General features: G+C 66.1%; 28 protein-coding genes. 25 read left to right on the forward strand and 3 right to left on the reverse strand.

Annotation, left to right across the window (positions count from 1 at the left end; translation table 11 throughout):
• Positions 1-16 precede the first annotated feature (16 nt).
• A complete protein-coding gene (locus ACOAMO_RS09410) occupies positions 17-1,714 on the reverse strand; it encodes a glutamine--tRNA ligase/YqeY domain fusion protein (protein ID WP_420174539.1) in 1,698 nt (565 codons plus the stop codon).
• Positions 1,715-1,881: 167 nt separating this feature from the next.
• Between ACOAMO_RS09410 and gltX the strand changes: the two genes are divergently transcribed.
• On the forward strand, positions 1,882-3,273 hold the full coding sequence (gltX, locus tag ACOAMO_RS09415) for a glutamate--tRNA ligase (RefSeq protein ID WP_420177006.1): 1,392 nt from the start codon (positions 1,882-1,884) through the stop codon (positions 3,271-3,273).
• Between the two features lie 69 nt (positions 3,274-3,342).
• Here the strand turns inward: gltX and ACOAMO_RS09420 are convergent, their stop codons facing one another.
• On the reverse strand, positions 3,343-4,008 hold the full coding sequence (locus ACOAMO_RS09420) for an exonuclease domain-containing protein (protein ID WP_420174540.1): 666 nt from the start codon (positions 4,006-4,008) through the stop codon (positions 3,343-3,345).
• Between the two features lie 7 nt (positions 4,009-4,015).
• Entirely contained in the window at positions 4,016-5,878 is a 1,863-nt protein-coding gene (locus ACOAMO_RS09425) for a DUF294 nucleotidyltransferase-like domain-containing protein (protein WP_420174541.1), read from the reverse strand.
• 466 nt (positions 5,879-6,344) lie between these two features.
• Between ACOAMO_RS09425 and rpsJ the strand changes: the two genes are divergently transcribed.
• From rpsJ to ACOAMO_RS09545, 24 genes are all read left to right on the forward strand, one after another.
• Positions 6,345-6,656 carry a 30S ribosomal protein S10 gene (gene rpsJ / locus ACOAMO_RS09430; protein ID WP_015071250.1) on the forward strand — a complete coding sequence of 104 codons (312 nt, stop codon included), beginning with the start codon at positions 6,345-6,347 and terminating at the stop codon, positions 6,654-6,656.
• A gap of 11 nt (positions 6,657-6,667) precedes the next feature.
• Positions 6,668-7,327, forward strand: a complete 660-nt coding sequence (gene rplC / locus ACOAMO_RS09435; RefSeq protein WP_420174542.1) for a 50S ribosomal protein L3 — start codon at positions 6,668-6,670, stop codon at positions 7,325-7,327.
• Positions 7,324-8,022, forward strand: coding sequence for a 50S ribosomal protein L4 (gene rplD, locus ACOAMO_RS09440; RefSeq protein WP_420174543.1), 699 nt, complete (start codon positions 7,324-7,326; stop codon positions 8,020-8,022). The genes rplC and rplD overlap by 4 nt, the downstream gene beginning before the upstream one ends.
• Positions 8,019-8,330 carry a 50S ribosomal protein L23 gene (gene rplW, locus ACOAMO_RS09445; protein WP_420174544.1) on the forward strand — a complete coding sequence of 104 codons (312 nt, stop codon included), beginning with the start codon at positions 8,019-8,021 and terminating at the stop codon, positions 8,328-8,330. Before rplD ends, rplW begins: the two co-directional genes overlap by 4 nt.
• 35 nt (positions 8,331-8,365) lie before the next feature.
• Positions 8,366-9,202, forward strand: a complete 837-nt coding sequence (gene rplB / locus ACOAMO_RS09450; protein WP_420174545.1) for a 50S ribosomal protein L2 — start codon at positions 8,366-8,368, stop codon at positions 9,200-9,202.
• Between the two features lie 18 nt (positions 9,203-9,220).
• Positions 9,221-9,502 (forward strand): 30S ribosomal protein S19, encoded by a 282-nt coding sequence (gene rpsS / locus ACOAMO_RS09455; RefSeq protein WP_420174546.1) that lies wholly within the window; start codon positions 9,221-9,223, stop codon positions 9,500-9,502.
• A gap of 28 nt (positions 9,503-9,530) precedes the next feature.
• Positions 9,531-9,953, forward strand: coding sequence for a 50S ribosomal protein L22 (gene rplV / locus ACOAMO_RS09460; RefSeq protein WP_420174547.1), 423 nt, complete (start codon positions 9,531-9,533; stop codon positions 9,951-9,953).
• Between the two features lie 2 nt (positions 9,954-9,955).
• Positions 9,956-10,780, forward strand: a complete 825-nt coding sequence (gene rpsC / locus ACOAMO_RS09465) for a 30S ribosomal protein S3 (protein WP_420174548.1) — start codon at positions 9,956-9,958, stop codon at positions 10,778-10,780.
• 2 nt (positions 10,781-10,782) lie between these two features.
• Positions 10,783-11,202, forward strand: a complete 420-nt coding sequence (gene rplP, locus ACOAMO_RS09470; RefSeq protein WP_420174549.1) for a 50S ribosomal protein L16 — start codon at positions 10,783-10,785, stop codon at positions 11,200-11,202.
• The gene (rpmC, locus tag ACOAMO_RS09475; protein ID WP_420174550.1) at positions 11,202-11,432 is read left to right on the forward strand and encodes a 50S ribosomal protein L29; all 231 of its coding nucleotides are present in this window, start codon (positions 11,202-11,204) and stop codon (positions 11,430-11,432) included. Before rplP ends, rpmC begins: the two co-directional genes overlap by 1 nt.
• Positions 11,433-11,434: 2 nt before the next feature.
• Positions 11,435-11,719, forward strand: a complete 285-nt coding sequence (rpsQ, locus tag ACOAMO_RS09480; RefSeq protein WP_420174551.1) for a 30S ribosomal protein S17 — start codon at positions 11,435-11,437, stop codon at positions 11,717-11,719.
• Positions 11,720-12,048: 329 nt separating this feature from the next.
• On the forward strand, positions 12,049-12,417 hold the full coding sequence (gene rplN / locus ACOAMO_RS09485; protein ID WP_420174552.1) for a 50S ribosomal protein L14: 369 nt from the start codon (positions 12,049-12,051) through the stop codon (positions 12,415-12,417).
• A 1-nt stretch (position 12,418) separates the two neighbouring features.
• The gene (gene rplX / locus ACOAMO_RS09490) at positions 12,419-12,790 is read left to right on the forward strand and encodes a 50S ribosomal protein L24 (RefSeq protein WP_420174553.1); all 372 of its coding nucleotides are present in this window, start codon (positions 12,419-12,421) and stop codon (positions 12,788-12,790) included.
• Positions 12,790-13,422 (forward strand): 50S ribosomal protein L5, encoded by a 633-nt coding sequence (rplE, locus tag ACOAMO_RS09495; protein WP_420174554.1) that lies wholly within the window; start codon positions 12,790-12,792, stop codon positions 13,420-13,422. The genes rplX and rplE overlap by 1 nt, the downstream gene beginning before the upstream one ends.
• Before the next feature lie 11 nt (positions 13,423-13,433).
• Positions 13,434-13,619 carry a type Z 30S ribosomal protein S14 gene (locus ACOAMO_RS09500; RefSeq protein WP_420174555.1) on the forward strand — a complete coding sequence of 62 codons (186 nt, stop codon included), beginning with the start codon at positions 13,434-13,436 and terminating at the stop codon, positions 13,617-13,619.
• A gap of 186 nt (positions 13,620-13,805) precedes the next feature.
• On the forward strand, positions 13,806-14,213 hold the full coding sequence (gene rpsH / locus ACOAMO_RS09505; RefSeq protein WP_420174556.1) for a 30S ribosomal protein S8: 408 nt from the start codon (positions 13,806-13,808) through the stop codon (positions 14,211-14,213).
• A 27-nt stretch (positions 14,214-14,240) separates the two neighbouring features.
• Positions 14,241-14,783 carry a 50S ribosomal protein L6 gene (gene rplF / locus ACOAMO_RS09510; RefSeq protein ID WP_420174557.1) on the forward strand — a complete coding sequence of 181 codons (543 nt, stop codon included), beginning with the start codon at positions 14,241-14,243 and terminating at the stop codon, positions 14,781-14,783.
• A 2-nt stretch (positions 14,784-14,785) separates the two neighbouring features.
• Positions 14,786-15,169 carry a 50S ribosomal protein L18 gene (gene rplR / locus ACOAMO_RS09515; RefSeq protein ID WP_420174558.1) on the forward strand — a complete coding sequence of 128 codons (384 nt, stop codon included), beginning with the start codon at positions 14,786-14,788 and terminating at the stop codon, positions 15,167-15,169.
• Between the two features lie 23 nt (positions 15,170-15,192).
• Positions 15,193-15,789, forward strand: coding sequence for a 30S ribosomal protein S5 (rpsE, locus tag ACOAMO_RS09520; RefSeq protein WP_420174559.1), 597 nt, complete (start codon positions 15,193-15,195; stop codon positions 15,787-15,789).
• On the forward strand, positions 15,789-15,971 hold the full coding sequence (gene rpmD, locus ACOAMO_RS09525; protein ID WP_420174560.1) for a 50S ribosomal protein L30: 183 nt from the start codon (positions 15,789-15,791) through the stop codon (positions 15,969-15,971). Before rpsE ends, rpmD begins: the two co-directional genes overlap by 1 nt.
• Position 15,972: 1 nt before the next feature.
• The gene (gene rplO, locus ACOAMO_RS09530; RefSeq protein ID WP_420174561.1) at positions 15,973-16,413 is read left to right on the forward strand and encodes a 50S ribosomal protein L15; all 441 of its coding nucleotides are present in this window, start codon (positions 15,973-15,975) and stop codon (positions 16,411-16,413) included.
• A 282-nt stretch (positions 16,414-16,695) separates the two neighbouring features.
• Positions 16,696-17,679, forward strand: a complete 984-nt coding sequence (locus tag ACOAMO_RS09535; RefSeq protein ID WP_420174562.1) for an ABC transporter permease — start codon at positions 16,696-16,698, stop codon at positions 17,677-17,679.
• A gap of 11 nt (positions 17,680-17,690) precedes the next feature.
• Positions 17,691-18,644: an ABC transporter permease gene (locus ACOAMO_RS09540; RefSeq protein WP_420174563.1), complete on the forward strand. Its 954-nt coding sequence runs from the start codon at positions 17,691-17,693 to the stop codon at positions 18,642-18,644.
• Positions 18,641-20,773, forward strand: coding sequence for a dipeptide ABC transporter ATP-binding protein (locus ACOAMO_RS09545; protein WP_420174564.1), 2,133 nt, complete (start codon positions 18,641-18,643; stop codon positions 20,771-20,773). Before ACOAMO_RS09540 ends, ACOAMO_RS09545 begins: the two co-directional genes overlap by 4 nt.
• The last annotated feature ends 136 nt before the right edge of the window (positions 20,774-20,909 follow it).

Raw genomic sequence — 20,909 nt, forward strand, 5'->3', positions numbered from 1 at the left:
GAGCCCGAGAAGGCTGCTACTTCTTGTTCTTCTTCTGCTGGGCGGCCCATTCGTCGCGCAGTCCCACCGTGCGATGGAAGAGCATCGGCTGGTCGGGGTCGGCCGCAAAGTAGCCAGTGCGCTCGAACTGCACCACGTCGCCCGCGGGCGTCTCGGCCAGGGCGGGTTCCACCTTGCAGCCGGTGAGGATCTCGCGGCTGTCGGGGTTCAGGTCATCCATCGCCTCGCCGGTCTCCTCGCCCGGGTTCTTGGCGGAGAAGAGCCGGTCGTAGAGCGTCACGGTGGCATCCTGCGCGTGCTCGGCCGAGACCCAGTGCATGGTTGACTTCACCTTGCGCCCATCGGGGGCGTCGCCACCGCGAGTCTCGGGATCGTAGGTGGCCAGCACCTCCACCACAGTGCCCTCGTCGTCCTTGACCACGTCATGGGCCTTCACGAAGTAGGCCCCGCGCAGCCGCACCTCCCGGTCCAGGGTGAGGCGGAAGTACTTGGGCGGCGGCACCTCGGCGAAGTCATCCTGCTCGATGTAGAGGCTGCCGCTGAAGGGCATCTTGCGCAGGCCGTCCTCGGCCCGCTCCGGGTTGTTGGAGACCTCGAAGTACTCCACCACCGGCTCGCCGTTCTCGTCGGTGGGCCAATTGGTCAGCGTGAGCTTCAGGGGCCGCAGCACCGCCATCCGACGCTGGGCGGTCTGGTTCAGCTCGCGACGCACGAAGGCCTCGAACTCCTCGATCGCCTTGACCGAGTTGTTGCGGGTGGTGCCGATCGCGGTCATGAAGTCGCGGATCGCCGCTGCCGGGTAACCGCGACGCCGCATGCCGCGCAGGGTGGGCATCCGAGCGTCGTCCCACCCGTCGACGATGCCGTCCTCGACGAGCTTCTTGAGCCGACGCTTGGAGGTGACCGTGTGGGTGAGCTCCAGCCGGGCGAACTCGATCTGGCGGGGCTTGTCACCGGCCAGGGGCAGGTGCTCCAGGAACCAGTCGTAGAGCGGGCGGTGCGCGTCGAACTCCAGGCTGCACAGCGAGTGGGTGACGCCCTCGATGGCGTCGCTCTGGCCGTGGGCCCAGTCATAGGTGGGGTAGATGCACCACTGGTCACCGGTGTTGTGGTGGCTGGCGTGGCGGATGCGGTACATCACCGGATCGCGCAACCACATGTTCTCGGCGGACATGTCGATCTTGGCGCGCAGGCACCGCGACCCGTCGGGGAACTCACCGGCGCGCATCCGACGCAGCAGGTCGAGGCTCTCTGCCGCGGGACGGTCCCGGAAGGGGGAGTTGGTGCCGGGCACCCCGAAGCCACCCTTCTGGGCGCTGATGGTCTCGCCGTCCTGGTCGTCCACATAGGCCAGGCCCTGCTCCACCAGGTGCTCGGCCCACTGGTAGAGCTGCTCGAAGTAGTCGGAGGCGTGGACCGTCACACCGGGGGTGTAGCCGAGCCAGGCGATGTCGTCCTTGATGGAGTCGACGAACTCGACCTCCTCGGTGCCGGGATTGGTGTCATCCAGGCGCAGGTTGCACACCCCGTCGAATTCCTCGGCCACCCCGAAGTTCTGCACGATCGCCTTGGCATGGCCGATGTGCAGGTAGCCATTGGGTTCCGGGGGGAAGCGTGTCTGCACCCGCTGGCCATAGGTTCCCTGCTCATTGTCACGCCGGATCGCGTCGCGAATGAAGTCATTGTTGGCGGCAGCAGGAATGGGTGCAGTCATGGCGTTGAAACTAGCATGCGCGGGCCCGGCCTTGGCCACGGGTGAGGGCCGTCGGACGATAGGCTGCGGGCATCATGACTGAACAGCACTCCAGCGACGCCCTGACCCCTGCGCGACTGCGTGTCGCCCCGTCCCCGACCGGTGATCCCCACGTGGGTACCGCCTACATGGCCCTGTTCGACAAGGCCTGGGCCAAGCGCACCGGTGGCGCCTTCGTGCTGCGCATCGAGGACACCGACCAGGCTCGTCTGGTGGAGGGCTCGGAGCAGCAGATCCACGACACCCTCGACTGGCTCGGACTCGCGCCCGACGAGGGGCCGCTCCAGGGGGGTGACTTCGGGCCCTACAAGCAGTCGGAACGGCTGGACACCTACCGCCCCTTCGTCGACCAGCTGATCGCCGACGGGCACGCCTACCACTGCTGGTGCAGCGCCGAGCGGCTGAAGCAGATGCGCGAGCAGCAGCAGGCCGAAAAGCGCGACGTGGTTGGTTACGACCGGCTGTGCCTGGGCAAGACCAAGGAGGAGAGGGCCCAGCTGCCCGGCTTCCAGGAGACGCCCGTGGTGCGCATGCTGGTGCCCGACGACGTCGAGCTCACCTTCGACGACCTGATCAACGGTGAGACGCATGCCCCGCGTCCCGACGACCAGGTGATCCTCAAGACCGACGGCTTCCCGACCTACCACCTGGCCGTGGTCGTCGACGATCACCTGATGGGCATCACCCATGTGGTGCGCGGACAGGAGTGGATCAGCTCCACCCCCAAGCACATGCTGCTCTACAAGTGGCTCGGCCTGCCGATGCCCCGCTTTGCCCACATGCCGTTGCTGCGCAACACCGACAAGTCCAAGATCAGCAAGCGCAAGAACCCCGCCGCGCGGCTCACCTGGTTCCGGGAGCAGGGCTACCTTCCCGAGGCACTGCTGAACTTCTTGATGTTGCTGGGCTACCCGCCGGTGCGGGAGGGGGAGGAGGTCCAGACCTTCGACGAGTTCGTCGCCGCCTTCGACTGGTCCAAGATCAATCCGGCCGGGCCGATCTTCGACCTGGACAAGCTCAACTGGCTCAATGGTGCCTGGATCCGCCAGATGTCGGCCGAGGAACTGGCCGCTCGGATCGAGGCCTTCTGGGCCGAGCAGGGCGAGCCGACGCTTGACGAGCGGGGTCGCCAGCTGCTGGTGGGTGCCACCCCGCTGATCCAGGAGCGCCTGACGCTCTTGGGTGAGGCGAAGGAGAAGCTGGCCTTCCTGTTCGCGGCCGACGCCGACATCAGCGCCCCCGACGAGGTGGTGGCCAAGCTCAAGGACGACGCCGCCGACGTGCTCGACGCGGCGCTGGCCGTGCTGGAGGGGTTGGAGCCCTTCGACGCCGACACCATCCAGGCCGCCCTGCGCGCCAAGCTGGTGGACGACCTGGGCATCAAGCCGAAGTTCGCTTTCGCCCCGGTGCGGGTGGGCATCACCGGCTCCAATGTGAGCCCGCCGCTGTTCGAGTCGATGGAGCTGCTCGGCCACGACTCGTCGATCCGCCGTCTGAAGGCCTTCCGCGCGACGCTCTGAGGACCGAGCTCCCGGCCCCTCGACAGGCTCGGGGAGCGTGACCCTTTCGACAGGCTCGGGGAGCGGCCCTCAGCGCAGCTTCTTGAGCGGGGTCTCCCAACCGATCTCGCTGACCTGTGCCAGGTAGAGCTCGGCGCAGGCCAGCGCGTCGGTGAGTGCCTCGTGGGCGCGATAGCGGGGGAGCCCGTACTGGTCGCGGGCCGCCCACAACCGCAGGGAGCCGGGCGGCGGCTCGTCGTCGAAGCCCTTGGTGAGCAGGCGGTACTGCAACTGCATGGTGTCCACGGTGGGCAGGGACACGCTGTTCCCCCAGACCTGCTTCATGGCCCCCTCCAGGAAGCCGGTCTCCATCACCGCGTGGTGCGCCAGCAGGACGCGGCCCCGCAAGGCCTGCAGCAGCTGGGTGAGTGCCTGGGCCGGTTCCATGCCGGCGGCCAACTGGTCGTCGGTGATGCGGTGGATGGTGGCGCTCTGCCCCACCTCGGTTGCGCCGCGCAGGACGACGTGACCAGCCCCTCGCAAGGGGATCGCATTGCCATCCACCGGCACCCAGCCGATGCTCAACAGGCGGTCCGTCTTCGGATCCAGGCCCGTGGTCTCCACGTCGACGGCCAGCAGCCGCAGCTCGCGTGCCGGCGTGGACGGTGCTGGCAGGGGGGTCTCCGCCCAGTCACGCAGGGGACCCTCGGGCAGCCGATGGCTGCGCTGTTGGGGTGACTTCCGGAACAGGGCCATGGTGTCCTCAGCTCATCAGGTGGGTCTGGTAGCTGTACGACAGGCCCTCCTGCGCCTTGCGGATCACCGCGAACGAGTCCTTGAGGTGGCGCTTGTCGAAGTTCGACAGTGAATCGGCCCGCACGATGTTGTCCGGGGTGAGGCCCTGCTCGAGTTGGCGGCTCTGGTGGGCCAATCGCACGTGGGTGACGAACTCGAAGGCATCGGTCAGGTCGGCAAGGCTCGGGGCTCCATGGGCCGCGGCGATGCGCAACCGGTCCAGGGTTCCCACGGCATCGATTCCCTGGGCCAGGGCATGGACCCGCGCGATCTCGATGATGGCGTGGACGCCATCGGCCTTCATGTCGAAGGTCTCGGCCTCCTCGCCCTTCGCCGCCAGCACCAGCCCACGGAAGAAGCCCACCGGAGGTTGTCGCTCGACGGCCTGCGAGGCCAGGTGGCCCAGGAAGCGAGCGGCGCGTGGCGTTGCCGCCAGCGTCTCGGAGCGAATGGCGGCCAGCAGGGCGGGGTCGCCGTGCACGGTGCGGGCGTCGAAGAAGATCTGGCTGTGCAGCACGGCCTCGGCCGAGGGCTCGTGGATCCACTGGGCGAACTGTCGTCGCCACTGGCTCACGCTCATCCGCCAGGTGGGATTGCTGGCCATCACCTCACCGGGGCACAGCTCCTGCCCGCACTGGGCCAGCCCGGAGGTGACCCGTTCGGCCAGCTGGGCGAACCAGTCCGTTGCGCCGGGGGAGTCCAGCACGCCGTCGGCGACCACCAGGGCGTGGTCCTGGTCGGAATGCACCGACAGCTCCCGGCGCGCCTGGGAGCCCAGCGCGATCCAGGCCCAGGGGCCGGGAGCCGGCCCCAGGTCCTGCTCGGCGAAGTGGATCAACCGACGGGTCAAGGCATCGGCGAAGGTGGACAACAGGCGCGAGATGTCATGGGCGGACGCGTCCTGGCGCAAGAGCTGGGCGACCAGCGATGGAGTTCGTGCGGCCAGCCGGGACAGCGCCGCCACGTCCTTCTGGCGCGAGATGTCTGCCACCAGGAAGACCGGGTCGGTCTGTTGGAGCCGCACGATGTCGCCGGAGGTGACGATGCGCACGGCGCGACCGTCCTCCACCACCGGCAGGTGGTGCACGCCGCGGCTGGTCATCTCCAGCAGCGCCTCGAAGGCCTGGGTTCCGGGTGGTACGTGGACCGGGTCATTGGTCATGATCCGTGAGACCGGCAGTGACACGTCGAGCGCCTGCGCCACCACCTTGGATCGCAGGTCCCGGTCGGTGATGATGCCCCGCATGTGCTCGCTCTCGGTCACCAGCAGGGCCGAGATCCGGTGCTGGGTCATCACACGGGCGGCGTCCTGGATGCTCAGGCTGGCCGCGACGCCATGGGGATCGGCGGTTCCGATGTCGTCGACCCGGGTGCGCAACCAGGCTGCCGAACTCCGGTCTGCCGACTGCTGCACCGCCACGGCGCGGCGCAGGCGCCCATCGGCCTGTTGGTCATAGTGGTCGCGCACGTGGGGAAAGTGGTCCACCAGGTGCTGGAAGACCTCGGAGCCCATCACCAGCACCAGACTGTCCTCGACGGCGGTGATGGTGTAGCGCGACGGAGCCTTGGACAGCAGCGAGGAGGCACCGAAGCTGTCTCCGGGCTCGGTGCGCTCCACCAGGGTGCCAGTGGCGTCGACGATGTCGGCGGCACCCGAGCGCAGGATGTACAGGGTGTTGTTGGGGCGTCCCACCTCCATCAGCACCGTGCCGCGCCGGTGGTAGCGCAGCTGCAATCGGCTGGGCAGCTCGTCCAGGATCGTCGCCGGCAGCTCGCGGAAGGGATCGTGCTCGGCCAGGAAGTCTCGTACCTCGCTGAGTTCGACGTCCATCACAACTCCTTCGTCGTGGTGGTCGGGGCCGGCCCCAAGGGGCCGCAGGGTGTTCCCAGACTGCCATCGACCCCCTGAAAAGGGGAGGGGATCGGGGGGCCGATCCCCGATTTGGCATCTGCGGCCATCCCATGACAGACTTGTCAGGTTGCTCCGATGGAGTTGGCGCGTGATGTCGCCGATGGACCTGCCTGCAGGCCCCATCCAGACATGTCGCCCCGATCCTGGGCAGTCGCCGTGGTGACGGAACTGAAGAGAGCACTACATAACGGAAATAGAGCGTTTGTGAGTGCCTGACAGTTGCGACACACCCGACCGCGGGGGTCGGAGGAAAGAGGGTTCTGGTCCCACTCGGGACCAGGTCTTGGACCTCGACATCAGTGAGCATTTGGGGGATCCCGCCGGGATCCTCGACGCGAAGCCGGAAACCTCCGGACTCAAGCTTGGACGAGTAGAAGGAACAACTGTGGCGGGACAAAAGATCCGCATCAGGCTCCGTGCCTATGACCATGAGGTCATCGACTCGTCGGCGCGCAAGATCGTCGACACGGTGACCCGTACGGGTGCCAAGGTTGCCGGCCCGGTGCCGCTGCCGACCGAGAAGAACGTGTTCTGTGTGATCCGTTCGCCCCACAAGTACAAGGACAGCCGCGAGCACTTCGAGATGCGCACCCACAAGCGGCTCATCGACATTCTTGATCCCACCCCGAAGACGGTCGACTCGCTGATGCGTCTCGACCTTCCGGCCGGTGTGGACATCGAGATCAAGCTCCCGTGAGGTCCGTGAACATGAACAACGAACGCAAGGTGAAGGGTCTGCTGGGCACCAAGCTCGGCATGACCCAGCTGTGGGACGACGAGAACCGCGTCGTGCCCGTGACCGTGATCCAGGCCGGCCCCTGTGTGGTCACCCAGGTCCGCACCCCCGAGGTGGACGGCTACAACGCCGTGCAGCTGGGCTACGGCGCCGTCAAGGCCAAGAAGGTGACCAAGCCCCAGGGCGGTCACTTCGAGAAGGCCGGCGTCACCCCGCGCAAGCACCTCGTCGAGCTGCGCACCTCGGACGCCTCCGAGTACACCCTCGGCCAGGAGCTGACCGCCGAGACCTTCGCTTCCGCCGACGTCGTCGACGTCACCGGCGTGAGCAAGGGCAAGGGCACCGCCGGTGTCATGAAGCGCCACGGCTTCCACGGCCTGCGCGCCTCCCACGGTGTGCACCGCAAGCACCGCTCGCCGGGTTCCATCGGCGGCTGCGCCACCCCCGGCCGTGTCTTCAAGGGCATGCGCATGGCGGGTCGCATGGGTGTCGACAAGGTCACCGTCCAGAACCTGACCATCCACGCTGTGGACGCCGAGCGCGGCCTGATCCTGGTCCGCGGTGCGGTCCCGGGCAACAAGGGCTCGCTGGTCGTCATTCGCAGCGCTGCCAAGAAGGGTGATGTCGCATGAGCGAGTCGCTGAAGGTCGACGTCCTCGGCGTCGACGGCAAGAAGGCCGGCAGCACCGAGCTCCCCGCTGAGCTCTTCGGTGTGCAGACCAACATTCCGCTGATCCACCAGGTTGTCGTGGCCCAGCAGGCCGCTGCCCGCCAGGGCACCCACGCCACCAAGACCCGCGGCGACGTCCGCGGTGGTGGCATCAAGCCCTGGCGCCAGAAGGGCACCGGTCGCGCCCGTCACGGTTCGCGTCGTTCGCCCATCTGGGTCGGCGGTGGCACCGTGCACGGTCCGCAGCCCCACGGCTACGCCCAGCGCACCCCCAAGAAGATGATCGCCGCCGCGATCAAGGGTGCCCTGTCCGACCGCGCCCGTGACGGCAAGGTCTTCGTCCTGGACCAGATCGTGGCCGGCGAGACCCCCAGCACCAAGGCCGCCCTGAAGGCCCTGTCCGCCGCCGGTGACGCCAGCAAGCTGCTGGTCGTCCTCGACCGTGCCGACGAGGTCGCCTGGATGAGCCTGCGCAATGTTCCCACCGTGCACGTCATCGCCGTTGACCAGCTCAACGCCTACGACGTCGTGGTCAACGACGGTGTGGTCTTCACCAAGGCCGCCCTCGACACCTACATCGCCGGACCCGCCAAGGGTCGGGGCGCCAAGGCCGTGGCCACGGAGTCCGAGGCTGCTGCAGAGGAGACCGAGAAGTGAGCGATTCCGTGAAGATCCGCGACCACCGCGACATCCTGCTCGCACCCGTGGTCAGCGAGAAGAGCTACAACCTGCTCGACGAGAACAAGTACACCTTCCTCGTCGCGCCGCACGCGAACAAGACCGAGATCAAGATCGCCGTCGAGTCGATCTTCAACGTCAAGGTCACTGGTGTGAACACCATCAACCGTCCCGGCAAGACTCGTCGCACCCGCTTCGGTCTGGGCAAGCGCCCCGACAGCAAGCGCGCCATCGTGTCCGTGGCCGAGGGCCAGCGCATCGACATCTTTGGAGGTCCGGTCGCCTGACCGGACGTTCGCTGAGACAAGGAAACTGAGACCTCATGGGTATCCGTAAGCACAAGCCGACTACGCCGGGCCGTCGCGGCTCCAGCGTGGCCGACTTCGTCGAACTGACTCGTTCCACCCCGGAGAAGTCGCTGCTGGCCCCCAAGCCGAAGACCGGTGGCCGCAACAACTCCGGACGTATCACCACCCGCCACATCGGCGGTGGCCACAAGCAGTCGTACCGCATCATCGACTTCAAGCGTTACGACAAGGACGGCGTGCCGGCCAAGGTCGCTCACATCGAGTACGACCCCAACCGCACCGCTCGCATCGCCCTGCTGCACTACGCGGACGGCGAGAAGCGCTACATCATCGCCCCCTCGGGTCTGACCCAGGGCGCGACGGTCACCGCTGGCGAGAACGCCGACATCAAGCCGGGCAACAACCTGGCCCTGCGCAACATCCCGGTGGGCACCACGGTGCACGCCGTGGAGATGCGTCCCGGTGGCGGCGCGAAGCTCGGCCGTAGCGCCGGCGCGTCGATCCAGCTGGTCGCTCGCGAGGGCAAGTACGCCACGCTGCGCATGCCTTCGGGCGAGATGCGCATGGTGGACATCCGTTGCCGCGCCACCGTTGGAGCCGTCGGCAATGCCGAGCAGTCCAACATCAATTGGGGCAAGGCTGGCCGCAAGCGCTGGAAGGGCGTCCGCCCGACCGTGCGTGGTGTGGTCATGAACCCGATCGACCACCCGCACGGTGGTGGCGAGGGACGTACCTCGGGTGGTCGTCACCCGGTGTCGCCCTGGGGCAAGCCTGAGGGTCGCACCCGCGACAAGAACAAGGCGAGCAGCCGCCTCATCGTCCGTCGCCGCAAGACCGGCAAGAAGCGCTGATTGGGAGCCTGAGAGAAAATGCCTCGTAGTTTGAAGAAGGGTCCCTTCGTCGACGAGCATCTGGCCAAGAAGGTCGATGCCCAGAACGAAAAGGGAACCAAGAATGTCATCAAGACCTGGTCGCGTCGTTCGATGATCGTGCCCGACATGCTGGGTCACACCATCGCCGTGCACGACGGCCGCAAGCATGTCCCGGTCTTCGTGACCGAGTCCATGATCGGCCACAAGCTGGGCGAGTTCGCTCCGACGCGTACCTTCAAGGGTCACGTCAAGGACGACAAGAAGGCGCGCCGCCGCTGAGCGGGCGAGACAAGGAACTGATCAAAGAATGAGCAACAACGAAAGCCGGCCCAGCCGTCGCGCTGCCCTGCTCGGGGATCGTCCTGGCTCGTACGCCATCGCGCGTCACGTCCGGATGAGCCCGATGAAGGTGCGCCGTGTCATCGACCTGGTGCGTGGAATGGACGTCAACGAGGCCCTGGTCACGCTGAAGTTCGCTCCGCAGGCAGCAAGCGATCCCATCTACAAGGTGGTGGCCTCCGCCGTCGCGAACGCGGAGAACACCGAGAGCCTGCGCGCCGATGACCTGTACATCTCGCAGGCCTTCGTGGACGAGGGTGTGACCATGCGTCGCATCCGTCCCCGCGCCAAGGGTTCCGCGAGCCGCATCCTGAAGCGCGCCAGCCACATCACCGTGGTCGTCGAGCCCAAGTCCAACAAGACCGCAACTGAGAGCAAGAAGGGAGCCTGAGCATGGGCCAGAAGATCAACCCGCATGGCTTCCGCCTCGGCATCACCACCGATCACAAGACCCGTTGGTACGCCGAGAAGCAGTACGCGGCCTTCGTTGGTGAAGACGTCAAGATCCGCCAGTACCTGCTCAAGAACCTTGAGCGTGCCGGCATCTCCTCGATCGAGATCGAGCGTCGTTCCGAGCGCGTGACCATCTTCCTGTACGCCGCCCGCCCGGGCATCGTCATCGGCCGCAATGGCGCCGAGGCGGAGCGTGTGCGTGGCGCACTGGAGAAGCTGACCGGAAAGCAGATCCAGCTGAACATCCTCGAGGTCAAGAACCCCGAGATCGATGCCCAGCTGGTCGCCCAGGGCGTCGCCGAGCAGCTGGGGGCCCGCGTGGCCTTCCGCCGTGCGATGCGCAAGGCGCAGCAGACCGCGATGCGTTCCGGTGCCCAGGGCATCCGCATCAAGTGCTCCGGCCGTCTGGGCGGAGCCGAGATGAGCCGCTCCGAGGGCTACCGCGAGGGTCGCGTCCCGCTGCACACGCTGCGTGCGGACATCGACTACGGCTTCTACGAGGCCCGCACCACCTTCGGTCGCATCGGCGTCAAGGTGTGGATCTACAAGGGCGACGTCACGGGCACCCGCGCCGAGCGCGCCGCCCAGAAGGCCGCTCGTGCCGCCGCTCCCGGCGCCAACCGTCGTGGTGGACGCCGTCCCGATCGTCGTGGTGACCGTCCGGAGCGCGGTGGACGCCGTCGCGCCGAGGGTGCGCGCAATGACAACAACGCCGGCGCCAAGGCCGAGGGCCAGGCACCGGCAGCCGAGAACGCAGGAGCCTGAGCATGCTGATTCCTCGTCGTGTTAAGTACCGCAAGCAGCACCACCCCAAGCGGACCGGTGCTGCCAAGGGCGGAACCAAGCTCGCCTTCGGTGAGTACGGGATCCAGGCGCTGGAGAGCTCCTACCTGACCAACCGTCAGATCGAGGCCGCTCGTATCGCCATGACCCGTCACATCAAGCGTGGCGGCAAGGTGTGGATCAACGTCTACCCCGATCGCCCGCTGACCAAGCACCCTGCCGAGGCCCGCATGGGTTCCGGCAAGGGCTCGCCCGAGTTCTGGGTCGCCAACATCAAGCCGGGTCGTGTGCTCTTCGAGCTGTCCGGTGTGGATGAGGAGACCGCTCGTGAGGCCATGCGCCTCGCGATCCACAAGCTGCCCTTCAAGGCTCGCTTCATCAAGCGCGAAGCAGGTGAAATCTGATGGCGAAGACCACCACCGCCGCCGAACTGCGCGGTCTCAGCCGTGAAGACCTCAATTCCAAGGTCCTCGAGCTGAAGGAAGAGCTGTTCACGCTGCGCTTCCAGGCCGCCACCGGCCAGCTGGAGTCCCATGGACGTCTGCGCGAGGTCCGCAAGGACATCGCCCGGATCTACACCGTGCTCCAGGAGCGCAACCTGGGCATCGTCGACGACCCTGAGAAGAAGGCCTGACAATGAGCGAGAACACCAAGGTCGAGACCGAGGGCCGCACCACATACCGCAAGGTGCGTGAGGGCCTGGTCGTCTCGGACAAGATGGACAAGACCATCACCGTGCTCGTCGAGGACCGCGTCAAGCATCCCCTCTACGGCAAGGTCATGACCAAGAGCGAGCGGCTCAAGGCCCATGACGAGAACAACGATGCCGGCCTGGGCGACCGGGTGCGCATCATGGAGACCCGACCGCTGTCGGCGACCAAGCGCTGGCGTCTGATCGAGATCCTCGAGCGCGCCAAGTGATCCACGCCTCGAGCGTCTGAAAGACCGGCAGGGTCCGTCACATGTGACGGACCCTGCCGTCATTCCTGCCCGATTCGCCAGTCGGGCCCACTGTCGTTTAGACTTGAGAAGTTGGCTTCAATCGCATCCGCTGTGTCTCCACGGAGGTATGGCCGCGTGTTGGAGTCCGCCAGTCTCGAGCGGGAGACCGTTCGTGACGGGACGAGCAATCGTCCCCTTGCCTGCGGGCCTCACGGCTCGGGGTTGTCCACCCCTCCTGGCAAAATCCAGGGGGTCCAGATCAAGCTCCACAAGGCCCTGCGGGGAACCGGTGGGGCAGAGGAGAATCAATGATCCAGCAGGAGTCGCGACTCAAGGTCGCCGACAACACTGGTGCCAAGGAACTCTTGTGCATCCGTGTTCTCGGTGGTTCCGGTCGCCGCTACGCCGGTCTCGGCGACACCATCGTGTGCAGCGTCAAGGACGCCATCCCCGGTGGCAACGTCAAGAAGGGCGAGATCGTCAAGGCCGTCATCGTGCGCACCGCCAAGGAGAACCGTCGCGCCGACGGTTCCTACATCAAGTTCGACGAGAACGCCGCCGTCATCCTGAAGAACGACGGGGAGCCCCGCGGCACCCGTATCTTCGGCCCGGTGGCCCGTGAGCTTCGCGAGAAGAAGTTCATGCGCATCGTCTCGCTTGCCCCGGAGGTGATCTGACATGAAGTCGCTGCACGTCAAGAAGGGTGACCGCGTCAAGGTCATCGCAGGCAAGGACAAGGGCACCATCGGCGAGATCATCGCCGTGGACATCGCCAACCAGCGCGTCACCGTCGAGGGCGTAAACATCGTCAAGCGTCACCTGCGTGACCAGGCGACCGCCACCGGCCAGCAGACCAAGGGCGGCATCATCTCGTCCGAAGCCCCCATCCACGTCTCCAACGTCCAGCTGGTCATCGGTACCGGCAAGGATGCCCAGACCACCCGCGTCGGCTACAAGCGCGTCGAGGTCACCAAGCGTCGCCCCGACGGTTCGGAGTACACGACCACCCGTAGCGTTCGCATCGCCCGCAAGACGGGGGAGGAGATCTGATGAGCGCCGAGAGCTATGCGCGTGAGCTGCCGCGCCTGAAGCAGCGTTACCGCGACGAGATCCGTCCTGCCATGCAGGAGGAGTTCAAGTACGCCAACCCCATGCTGGTTCCCGGTCTGACCAAGATCGTCGTGAACATGGGTGTGGGCGACGCCGCCAATGACTCCAAGGTCATCGATGGCGCCGTGCGCGACCTGACCGCCATCACCGGCCAGAAGCCCCAGGTCACCAAGGCTCGCAAGTCCATCGCGCAGTTCAAGCTGCGTGAGGGCATGCCGATTGGTTGCCACGTCACCCTGCGCGGTGACCGCATGTGGGAGTTCGCCGACCGTCTGCTGACCCTGGCCCTGCCCCGAATCCGCGACTTCCGCGGCCTCAACGGCAACCAGTTCGACGGACTGGGCAACTACACCTTCGGCCTGAACGAGCAGGTCATGTTCCTCGAGATCGATCAGGACAAGATCGATCGCGTGCGCGGCATGGACATCACCTTCGTCACCACCGCCTCGAACAACGAGGAGGGCAAGGCGCTGCTGAAGCACCTGGGCTTCCCCTTCAAGGAGGTCGACGACCCGAAGGCCAAGAAGGTCAAGCGCGGCCCGGCCTACTACCGCAACAAGAAGAAGAAGTGAGGCGCTGACCCATGGCCAAGACAGCCCTGAAGGTAAAGCAGGCACGTGCACCCAAGTTCGGCGTGCGCGCCTACACCCGCTGCCAGAAGTGCGGCCGACCGAAGTCGGTCTACCGCAAGTTCGGCCTGTGCCGTGTCTGCCTGCGCGAGATGGCTCACAAGGGCGAACTGCCCGGCGTGACCAAGTCGTCCTGGTGAACCCAGCACACTGAAGGTCCCGGTGCCGGCGACGGGGGAGTCCTCCGTCGCCGGCCCACACCGCGGAACGCGCCATCCAGCCGTTCCGCCCCAAGATCCTCCCGGTCGCCGATCGGGACATAGCGCGAAAGGTCATGTCTGGGTGTACCCGGCCATGAAACCGTCGCGAGGAAGTAGCAAACAGCCATGACAATGACTGATCCAATCGCAGACATGCTGACGCGTCTGCGCAACGCCAATCAGGCGTTCCACGACGAGACCTCCATGCCGAGCTCGAAGATCAAGGTGGGCATCGCCGAGATCCTCAAGCAGGAGGGCTACATCTCCGACTTCGAGGTGGCCGAGCCCGCCGAGGGCGAGGTCGGCAAGACCCTCAAGATCACGCTGAAGTACGGCGACGACCGCAAGCGTTCGCTTGCCGGCCTGCGCCGCATCAGCAAGCCCGGTCTGCGCGTCTACGCCAAGTCGACCGCGCTGCCGAAGGTGCTGGGTGGGATGGGCATCGCCATCATCTCCACCTCGCAGGGCCTGATGACTGACAGCCAGGCACATGCGAAGTCCGTGGGCGGCGAAGTGCTCGCCTACGTCTGGTGACCCGACGAGACTGATAAGGAGAATTAGATGTCACGAATTGGCAAGCTCCCGATCACCGTCCCGTCCGGTGTTGAGGTGAAGCTCGATGGCCAGAACGTCGAGGTGAAGGGTCCCAAGGGAACCCTGACCCACGTGGTTCCGGAGCCCATCAAGATCCAGAAGAATGACGAGGGCCAGCTCGAGGTCGCTCGTCCCAATGACGAGCGCGAGAGCCGCTCGCTGCACGGCCTGACCCGCACCCTGGTGAACAACATGATCATCGGTGTGACCGAGGGCTACGAGAAGAAGCTCGAGATCGTCGGTGTTGGTTACCGCGTGATCTCCAAGGGTCCGAAGCAGCTCGAGTTCGCGCTCGGCTTCTCGCACCCGGTCATCATCGACGCCCCGGAGGGCATCTCCTTCGCCGTCGAGAAGCCCACTGCCTTCAGCGTCCAGGGCATCGACAAGCAGATGGTCGGCGAGGTTGCGGCCAACATCCGCAAGCTCCGCAAGCCCGAGCCGTACAAGGGCAAGGGCGTGCGCTACGCCGGCGAGGTTGTTCGCCGCAAGGTCGGAAAGGCTGGTAAGTGACCATGGCTATCTCTCTCGCAGTTCGCAAGGGACTGGCGGCGAAGAAGGCGTCGCGTGTGCGTCGCCAGGTTCGCGCCCGCAAGAAGATCCAGGGTTCGGCCGAGCGTCCCCGCCTGGTCGTCAACCGCTCCGCTCGTCACATCGCCGTCCAGGTGATCGACGACGTCAAGGGTCACACCCTGGCCTCCGCGTCGACCATGGAGGCTGCCGTGCGCGGCGCCGAGGGCGACAAGTCGGCCAAGGCCGCCAAGGTGGGCACCCTGATCGCCGAGCGCGCCAAGGCCGCCGGTGTCGAGAACGTGGTCTTCGACCGCGCCGGAAACAAGTACCACGGTCGCATCGCCGCGCTGGCTGACGCCGCGCGCGAGGCTGGCCTCGGGTTCTGATCACGACTGAAAGGCAAAAGACGATGAGTGAAACTCAGCGCCGCGCAGGCGGCGAGCGTCGGGGTCGTGAGGACCGCCGAGGCAACGCCAAGCAGGAAGAGAAGTCGCAGTACCTGGAGCGCGTGGTTGCCATCAACCGCGTCGCCAAGGTGGTCCAGGGTGGCCGTCGCTTCAGCTTCACCGCACTGGTTGTGGTGGGCGACGGCGAGGGCACCGTGGGCGTCGGCTACGGAAAGGCCAAGGAGGTGCCCGCGGCCATCGCCAAGGGTGTCGAGGAGGCCAAGAAGCACTTCTTCAAGGTGCCGCTGATCCAGCGCACCATCCCGCACCCGGTGCAGGGCGAGAAGGCTGCTGGTGTCGTGATGCTGCGTCCGGCTTCGCCCGGTACCGGTGTCATCGCTGGTGGTTCGGTTCGCGCCGTGCTGGAGTGCGCCGGCGTGCACGACGTGCTCGCCAAGAGCCTGGGCTCGCCCAACGCCATCAACGTGGTGCACGCCACCGTTGAGGCGCTGCAGAGCCTCGAGGAGCCCGAGCAGATCGCCAAGCGTCGCAGCAAGTCCGTCGAGGACGTTGCTCCGGCGGCGATGCTCAAGGCTCGCAAGGAAGGGGTGACCAACTGATGGCACGCCTGAAGGTGACCCAGTTGAAGTCGGGCATCGGCAGCAAGCAGAACCACAAGGACACCCTGCGTACGCTGGGTCTCAAGCGGGTTGGCGACGTTGCCGTCAAGGAGGACCGTCCCGAGATCCGCGGGATGGTCAAGGCTGTGCAGCACCTCGTTGCTGTGGAAGAGGTTGAGTGACATGGCGTTGAAGGTTCATCACCTGCGTCCTGCCCCCGGAGCCAAGACCGCCAAGACCCGCGTGGGTCGCGGTGAGGCCTCCAAGGGCAAGACTGCTGGTCGCGGTACGAAGGGCACCGGCGCGCGCAAGAACGTCCCCGAGGCGTTCGAGGGCGGCCAGATGCCGATGCACATGCGTCTGCCCAAGGTGAAGGGGTTCAAGAACCCCTTCAAGGTGCAGTACCAGGTTGTCAATGTCGGCACCATCGCCGAGCTGTTCCCCGAGGGGGGTGCCGTCAGCGTCGAGGACCTCGTCGCCAAGGGCGCCGTCCGCAAGGGCCACCTCGTCAAGGTGCTGGGCAACGGCGACATCCAGGTTGCCGTGCAGGTGAGCGCCGATGCGTTCACCGGCTCGGCCAAGGAGAAGATCGAGAAGGCTGGCGGTTCGGTCACCGAGCTGTGACCCGTCCGGCCTGACACACAGAACGGGGCAGTGACTCAGGTCGCTGCCCCGTTCTGTGTTTTCTGGTCCAGCGTCGGGCCACCCGGACGGGACGACATCGAGGATTACTCGTCCATCAACGCCAAACTTGAACAAGTGAATCACTGATCACAGTCAATTTTCCTGTGACCATCGTCGTAGGATGCTCAAGATCCTTGACTCAGCGCAGTGGCGAGCGGCATTGTGGCCGACGCGACGTGGGTCAGGGAATGTGGCTCCCGCACCATCACAGAAAGGACGTCCGTGCTTCGCTTCCTGCTCCGGCGTCTGGCCAACTACGTGCTGCTGTTGTTCATCGCCGTATCGCTGGCCTACCTGCTCGCGTCGGTCTCGATGGACCCGCGCAATGCCTTCGACTGGGAGAATCCCAGCCTGAACCGTGACGCGGTCAACGCCACGCTGACCAGTTACAACATCAACCCCGAGACCTCCCCGCTGACCCGCTACGGGCGCTGGCTCCAGATGATCTTCGGTGACTGGGACTGGGGCCACACGCCCAAGGGCGATTCGGTGAACGAGCTGCTCGGCACCAAGATCTGGGTCTCGTTGCGCCTGATGACCCTGGGCACCACCCTGGGCATCATCTGCGGCGTTGCCCTGGGTGCTTGGAGCGCGGTTCGCCAGTACTCCTTCGCAGACCGTGCGATCTCCTTCTTCGCCCTGCTGCTGATCTCGACGCCGGTGCTGGTGCTGGCCCCGAGCCTGCAGATGGTCGCCACCTGGATCAACACCGCGCTCGGCTTCCCGCTGTTCGAGTTCATCGGCGAGACCGGACAGGCCGGGGACTACTTCGGCGCCACCCTGGTGGACCGGGCACAACACCTGGTGCTGCCCACCCTGTCGCTGTCGCTGATGCAGATGGCCTCCTACTCGCGTTACCAGCGCAACCTGATGCTGGACACGCTGGGCGCCGACTATGTGCGCACCGCTCGGGCCAAGGGCCTTCGCAAGGGCAAGGCGATCCGTCGTCACGCCCTGCGCAATGCCATCATCCCGATGGCCACCTACTTCGCCTTCAGCGTCGCCTTGGTCTTCACCGGCGCCGCCCTGACCGAGAAGATCTACGGCTGGCACGGCATGGGTGCCTATTCGGTTGAGTCGATCACGGCCCAGGACATCAACGGCACCACGGCCGTCGTCGCCTTCTCCGGCGTCTGCGTCCTGGCCGGCGCCCTGTTGTCCGACGTATTGATCGCCGCCATCGACCCGCGTGTGCGCACGAGCTAGGAACTGACGTCATGAGCAATCTTGAACCTGAGGCTTCCTCCCTCACCGAGACCGAGGCCACCGCGGCGGCCTCGGACGTGCTGGCCGAGGACGAGGAGAAGCACCTGTCGCGTGGCCGACTGGTCCTGAAGCGCTTCTGGCGTCCATTGGGCGCCAAGATCGGTGTGGTGGGCCTGAGCCTGGTGGTGCTGTTGGCCATCGTGGGTCCGCACATCGGCCAGTGGCGCTTCGACGACGTGGACAACGAGTGGTTCCTGTCGCCGCCGTCGAACCTGCACTGGTTCGGCACCACCCAGGGCGGTCGCGACGTCTTCGCCATGACCATGCAGGGTCTGCGCAAGTCGCTGATCATCGGCTTCTCCGTCTCGCTGCTGGTCACCACCATCGCGGCCATCGTCGGTGCGTCGGCCGCCTACTTCGGCGGCAAGGTGGAGAAGGTGATCCTGTGGATCATCGACCTGATGCTGGTGATCCCGTCCTTCCTGATGATCGCGATCATCAGCCAGAACACCGGCGGTGACAAGGGCTCCACCTGGCTGTTCATCCTGTTGCTGGTGGCCTTCAGCTGGATGATCAGCTCTCGTGTGGTGCGCGCCATGACCCTGAGCGTGGTGAACCTGGACTACATCAATGCCGCCAAGTTCATGAGCGTCCCGTCCTGGGTGATCATCACCAAGCACGTGCTGCCCAACATCTCCTCCTACCTGATCATCGACGCCACGCTGGCCGTCGCCACCGCCATCATCAGCGAGACCGCGTTGAGCTACTTCGGCTTCGGTGTGCAGGCCCCCGACACCTCGCTCGGCACACTGCTGGGCGAGGGCACTCAGATGGCCACCACCTTCCCCTGGGTCTTCCTGGCGCCGGCCACGCTGCTGGTGATCACCCTGTTGTCCGTCAATTTCATCGGCGACGCCCTGCGTGACGCCATTGATCCGTCCTCGAAGTCCGGAGGCCAGGCATGAGCCACGCCGCACCCAGCCCGATCGAGAGCCCCCAGGGTGACGACCGTCAACTGCCCAGCGCCCAGGCCGGGGTCCCGGCACTGCAGATCAGTGACCTCAATGTCCGTTTCCCCTCGGAGGACGGCGTCGTGCACGCGGTGCGCGGCGTCAACCTGCAGGTGGACTCCGGCGAGGTGCTCGCCATCGTCGGGGAGTCCGGCTCGGGCAAGTCCGTCACCTCGATGGCCGTGATGGGTCTGCTCGACCAGAGCGCCCGCGTGGACGGATCGGTGAAGCTGCACGGCACCGAGCTGATCGGCCGTGACGACAACTGGATGAGCGACATCCGCGGCCGCAAGGTCGCGATGATCTTCCAGGACCCGCTGTCTGCGCTGACGCCGGTGTACACCATCGGTGACCAGATCGTCGAGGCGCTGCAGATCCACCAGAAGATCGACGACGAGGCCGCCCATGAGCGCGCCCTGGAATTGTTGCGCATGGTGGGCATCCCGAACCCGGAGGTGCGCGCCAAGGCCTTCCCCCACGAGTTCAGTGGTGGCATGCGCCAGCGTGTGGTGATCGCCATGGCGATCGCCAACAATCCCGACGTGATCATTGCCGACGAGCCCACCACCGCCCTGGACGTGACGATCCAGGCCCAGGTGATGGACCTGCTCAAGGTGGCCCAGCGCGAGACCGGCGCCGCCGTGGTGATGATCACCCATGACCTGGGCGTGGTGGCCGGCATGGCCGACAAGGTGGCGGTGATGTATGCCGGGCGGATCGTCGAGTCCGGTGATGTGGGTGACATCTTCTACCGCACCCGCATGCCCTACACCATCGGCCTGCTTGGCTCGCTGCCGCGTCCCGACCAGAGCGGTGATGACATGCTGGCGCCGGTGGAGGGCAACCCGCCCTCCCTGCTGAAGCTGCCGCCCGGCTGCCCCTTCGGCCCGCGCTGCCCGATGGCCTCCGAGGAGTGCCGCCAGCAGGAGCCGCAGCTGCGTCCCACGGACAAGGCGGATCACGAGGCCGCGTGCGTCAAGCTGGAGCGCATCATCGAGGGCAACCTCGACTACAAGGACATCTATCCCATCCCCAAGGTGCGCGAGCATGCGCTGGCCGACGTGCCGCGTGAGCAGCGCGAAGAGGTGCTGCGCGTCGAGGGACTGGTGAAGACCTTCCCGCTGACCAAGGGCGCCGTCTTCAAGCGTCGGGTGGGCACGGTGCACGCCGTCGACACCATCGACCTGGACATCCGTGCCGGGGAGACCCTCGGCCTGGTGGGGGAGTCCGGCTGCGGCAAGACCACCACCATCATGAGCATCCTGGCGCTGAAGGCCCCCGAGAGCGGGCGCGTCGTGGTGATGGGCAAGGACGTCGGCGAGCTGGACGGCAAGGGGCGCAAGCAGGTTCGTCAGGACCTCCAGGTGGTCTTCCAGGACCCGATGGCCTCGCTCGACCCGCGCATGCCGGTCTCCCAGATCCTGGCCGAGCCGCTGAAGTACAACGGCTACCCCAAGGACAAGATCGACGGTCGTATCCGTGAGCTGATGAAGCTGGTGGGTCTCGAGCCGGCCCATGCCAACCGCTACCCGCGCAACTTCTCGGGCGGCCAGCGCCAGCGCATCTGCATCGCGCGTGCCCTGGCGCTGGAACCCAAGCTGCTGGTGCTCGACGAGCCGGTCAGTGCCCTCGACGTCTCGATCCAGGCCGGCGTGCTGAACCTGCTGGAGCAGCTGCGCGTCGAGCTGGGCCTGAGCTACCTGTTCGTGGCCCACGACCTCTCGGTGGTGCGTCACATCGCCACCCGGGTGGCCGTGATGTACCTGGGACACATCGTGGAGATCGGTGACGTGGACGACGTCTTCGACGCCCCGCAGCACCCCTACACCCAGGCGCTGCTCTCGGCCATCCCGGTGCCGGACCCCCGCAAGGAGGCCGAGCGCGATCGCATCGTGCTCACCGGCGACCTGCCGAGCCCGGCCAACCCGCCGGCCGGATGCCCCTTCCACACTCGCTGCCCCAAGTACCAGGGTCTCGACGAGGCCGACCAGCGACGCTGTGCGGGGGAGCGTCCCGCGCTGCTGGTGCAGGGAGCCGACCAGGAGGTGGCCTGCCACTTCCCGCAGGCCTTGCAGGTCTTCTGACCTGGCCCCGGCCCACGGCAGCGCAGCCCACAAGCGCCCCAGTCACGGTCCAGTAACGATCTGGACACGAGCTGGGGCGCTGTGTTCTGTGAGAGGGCGGATTGGCATAGGTTCATGCCACCCGGACGTCACAGAG

This window comes from Luteococcus struthionis (assembly GCF_048595755.1).
Classification (GTDB): Bacteria; Actinomycetota; Actinomycetes; order Propionibacteriales; family Propionibacteriaceae; genus Luteococcus.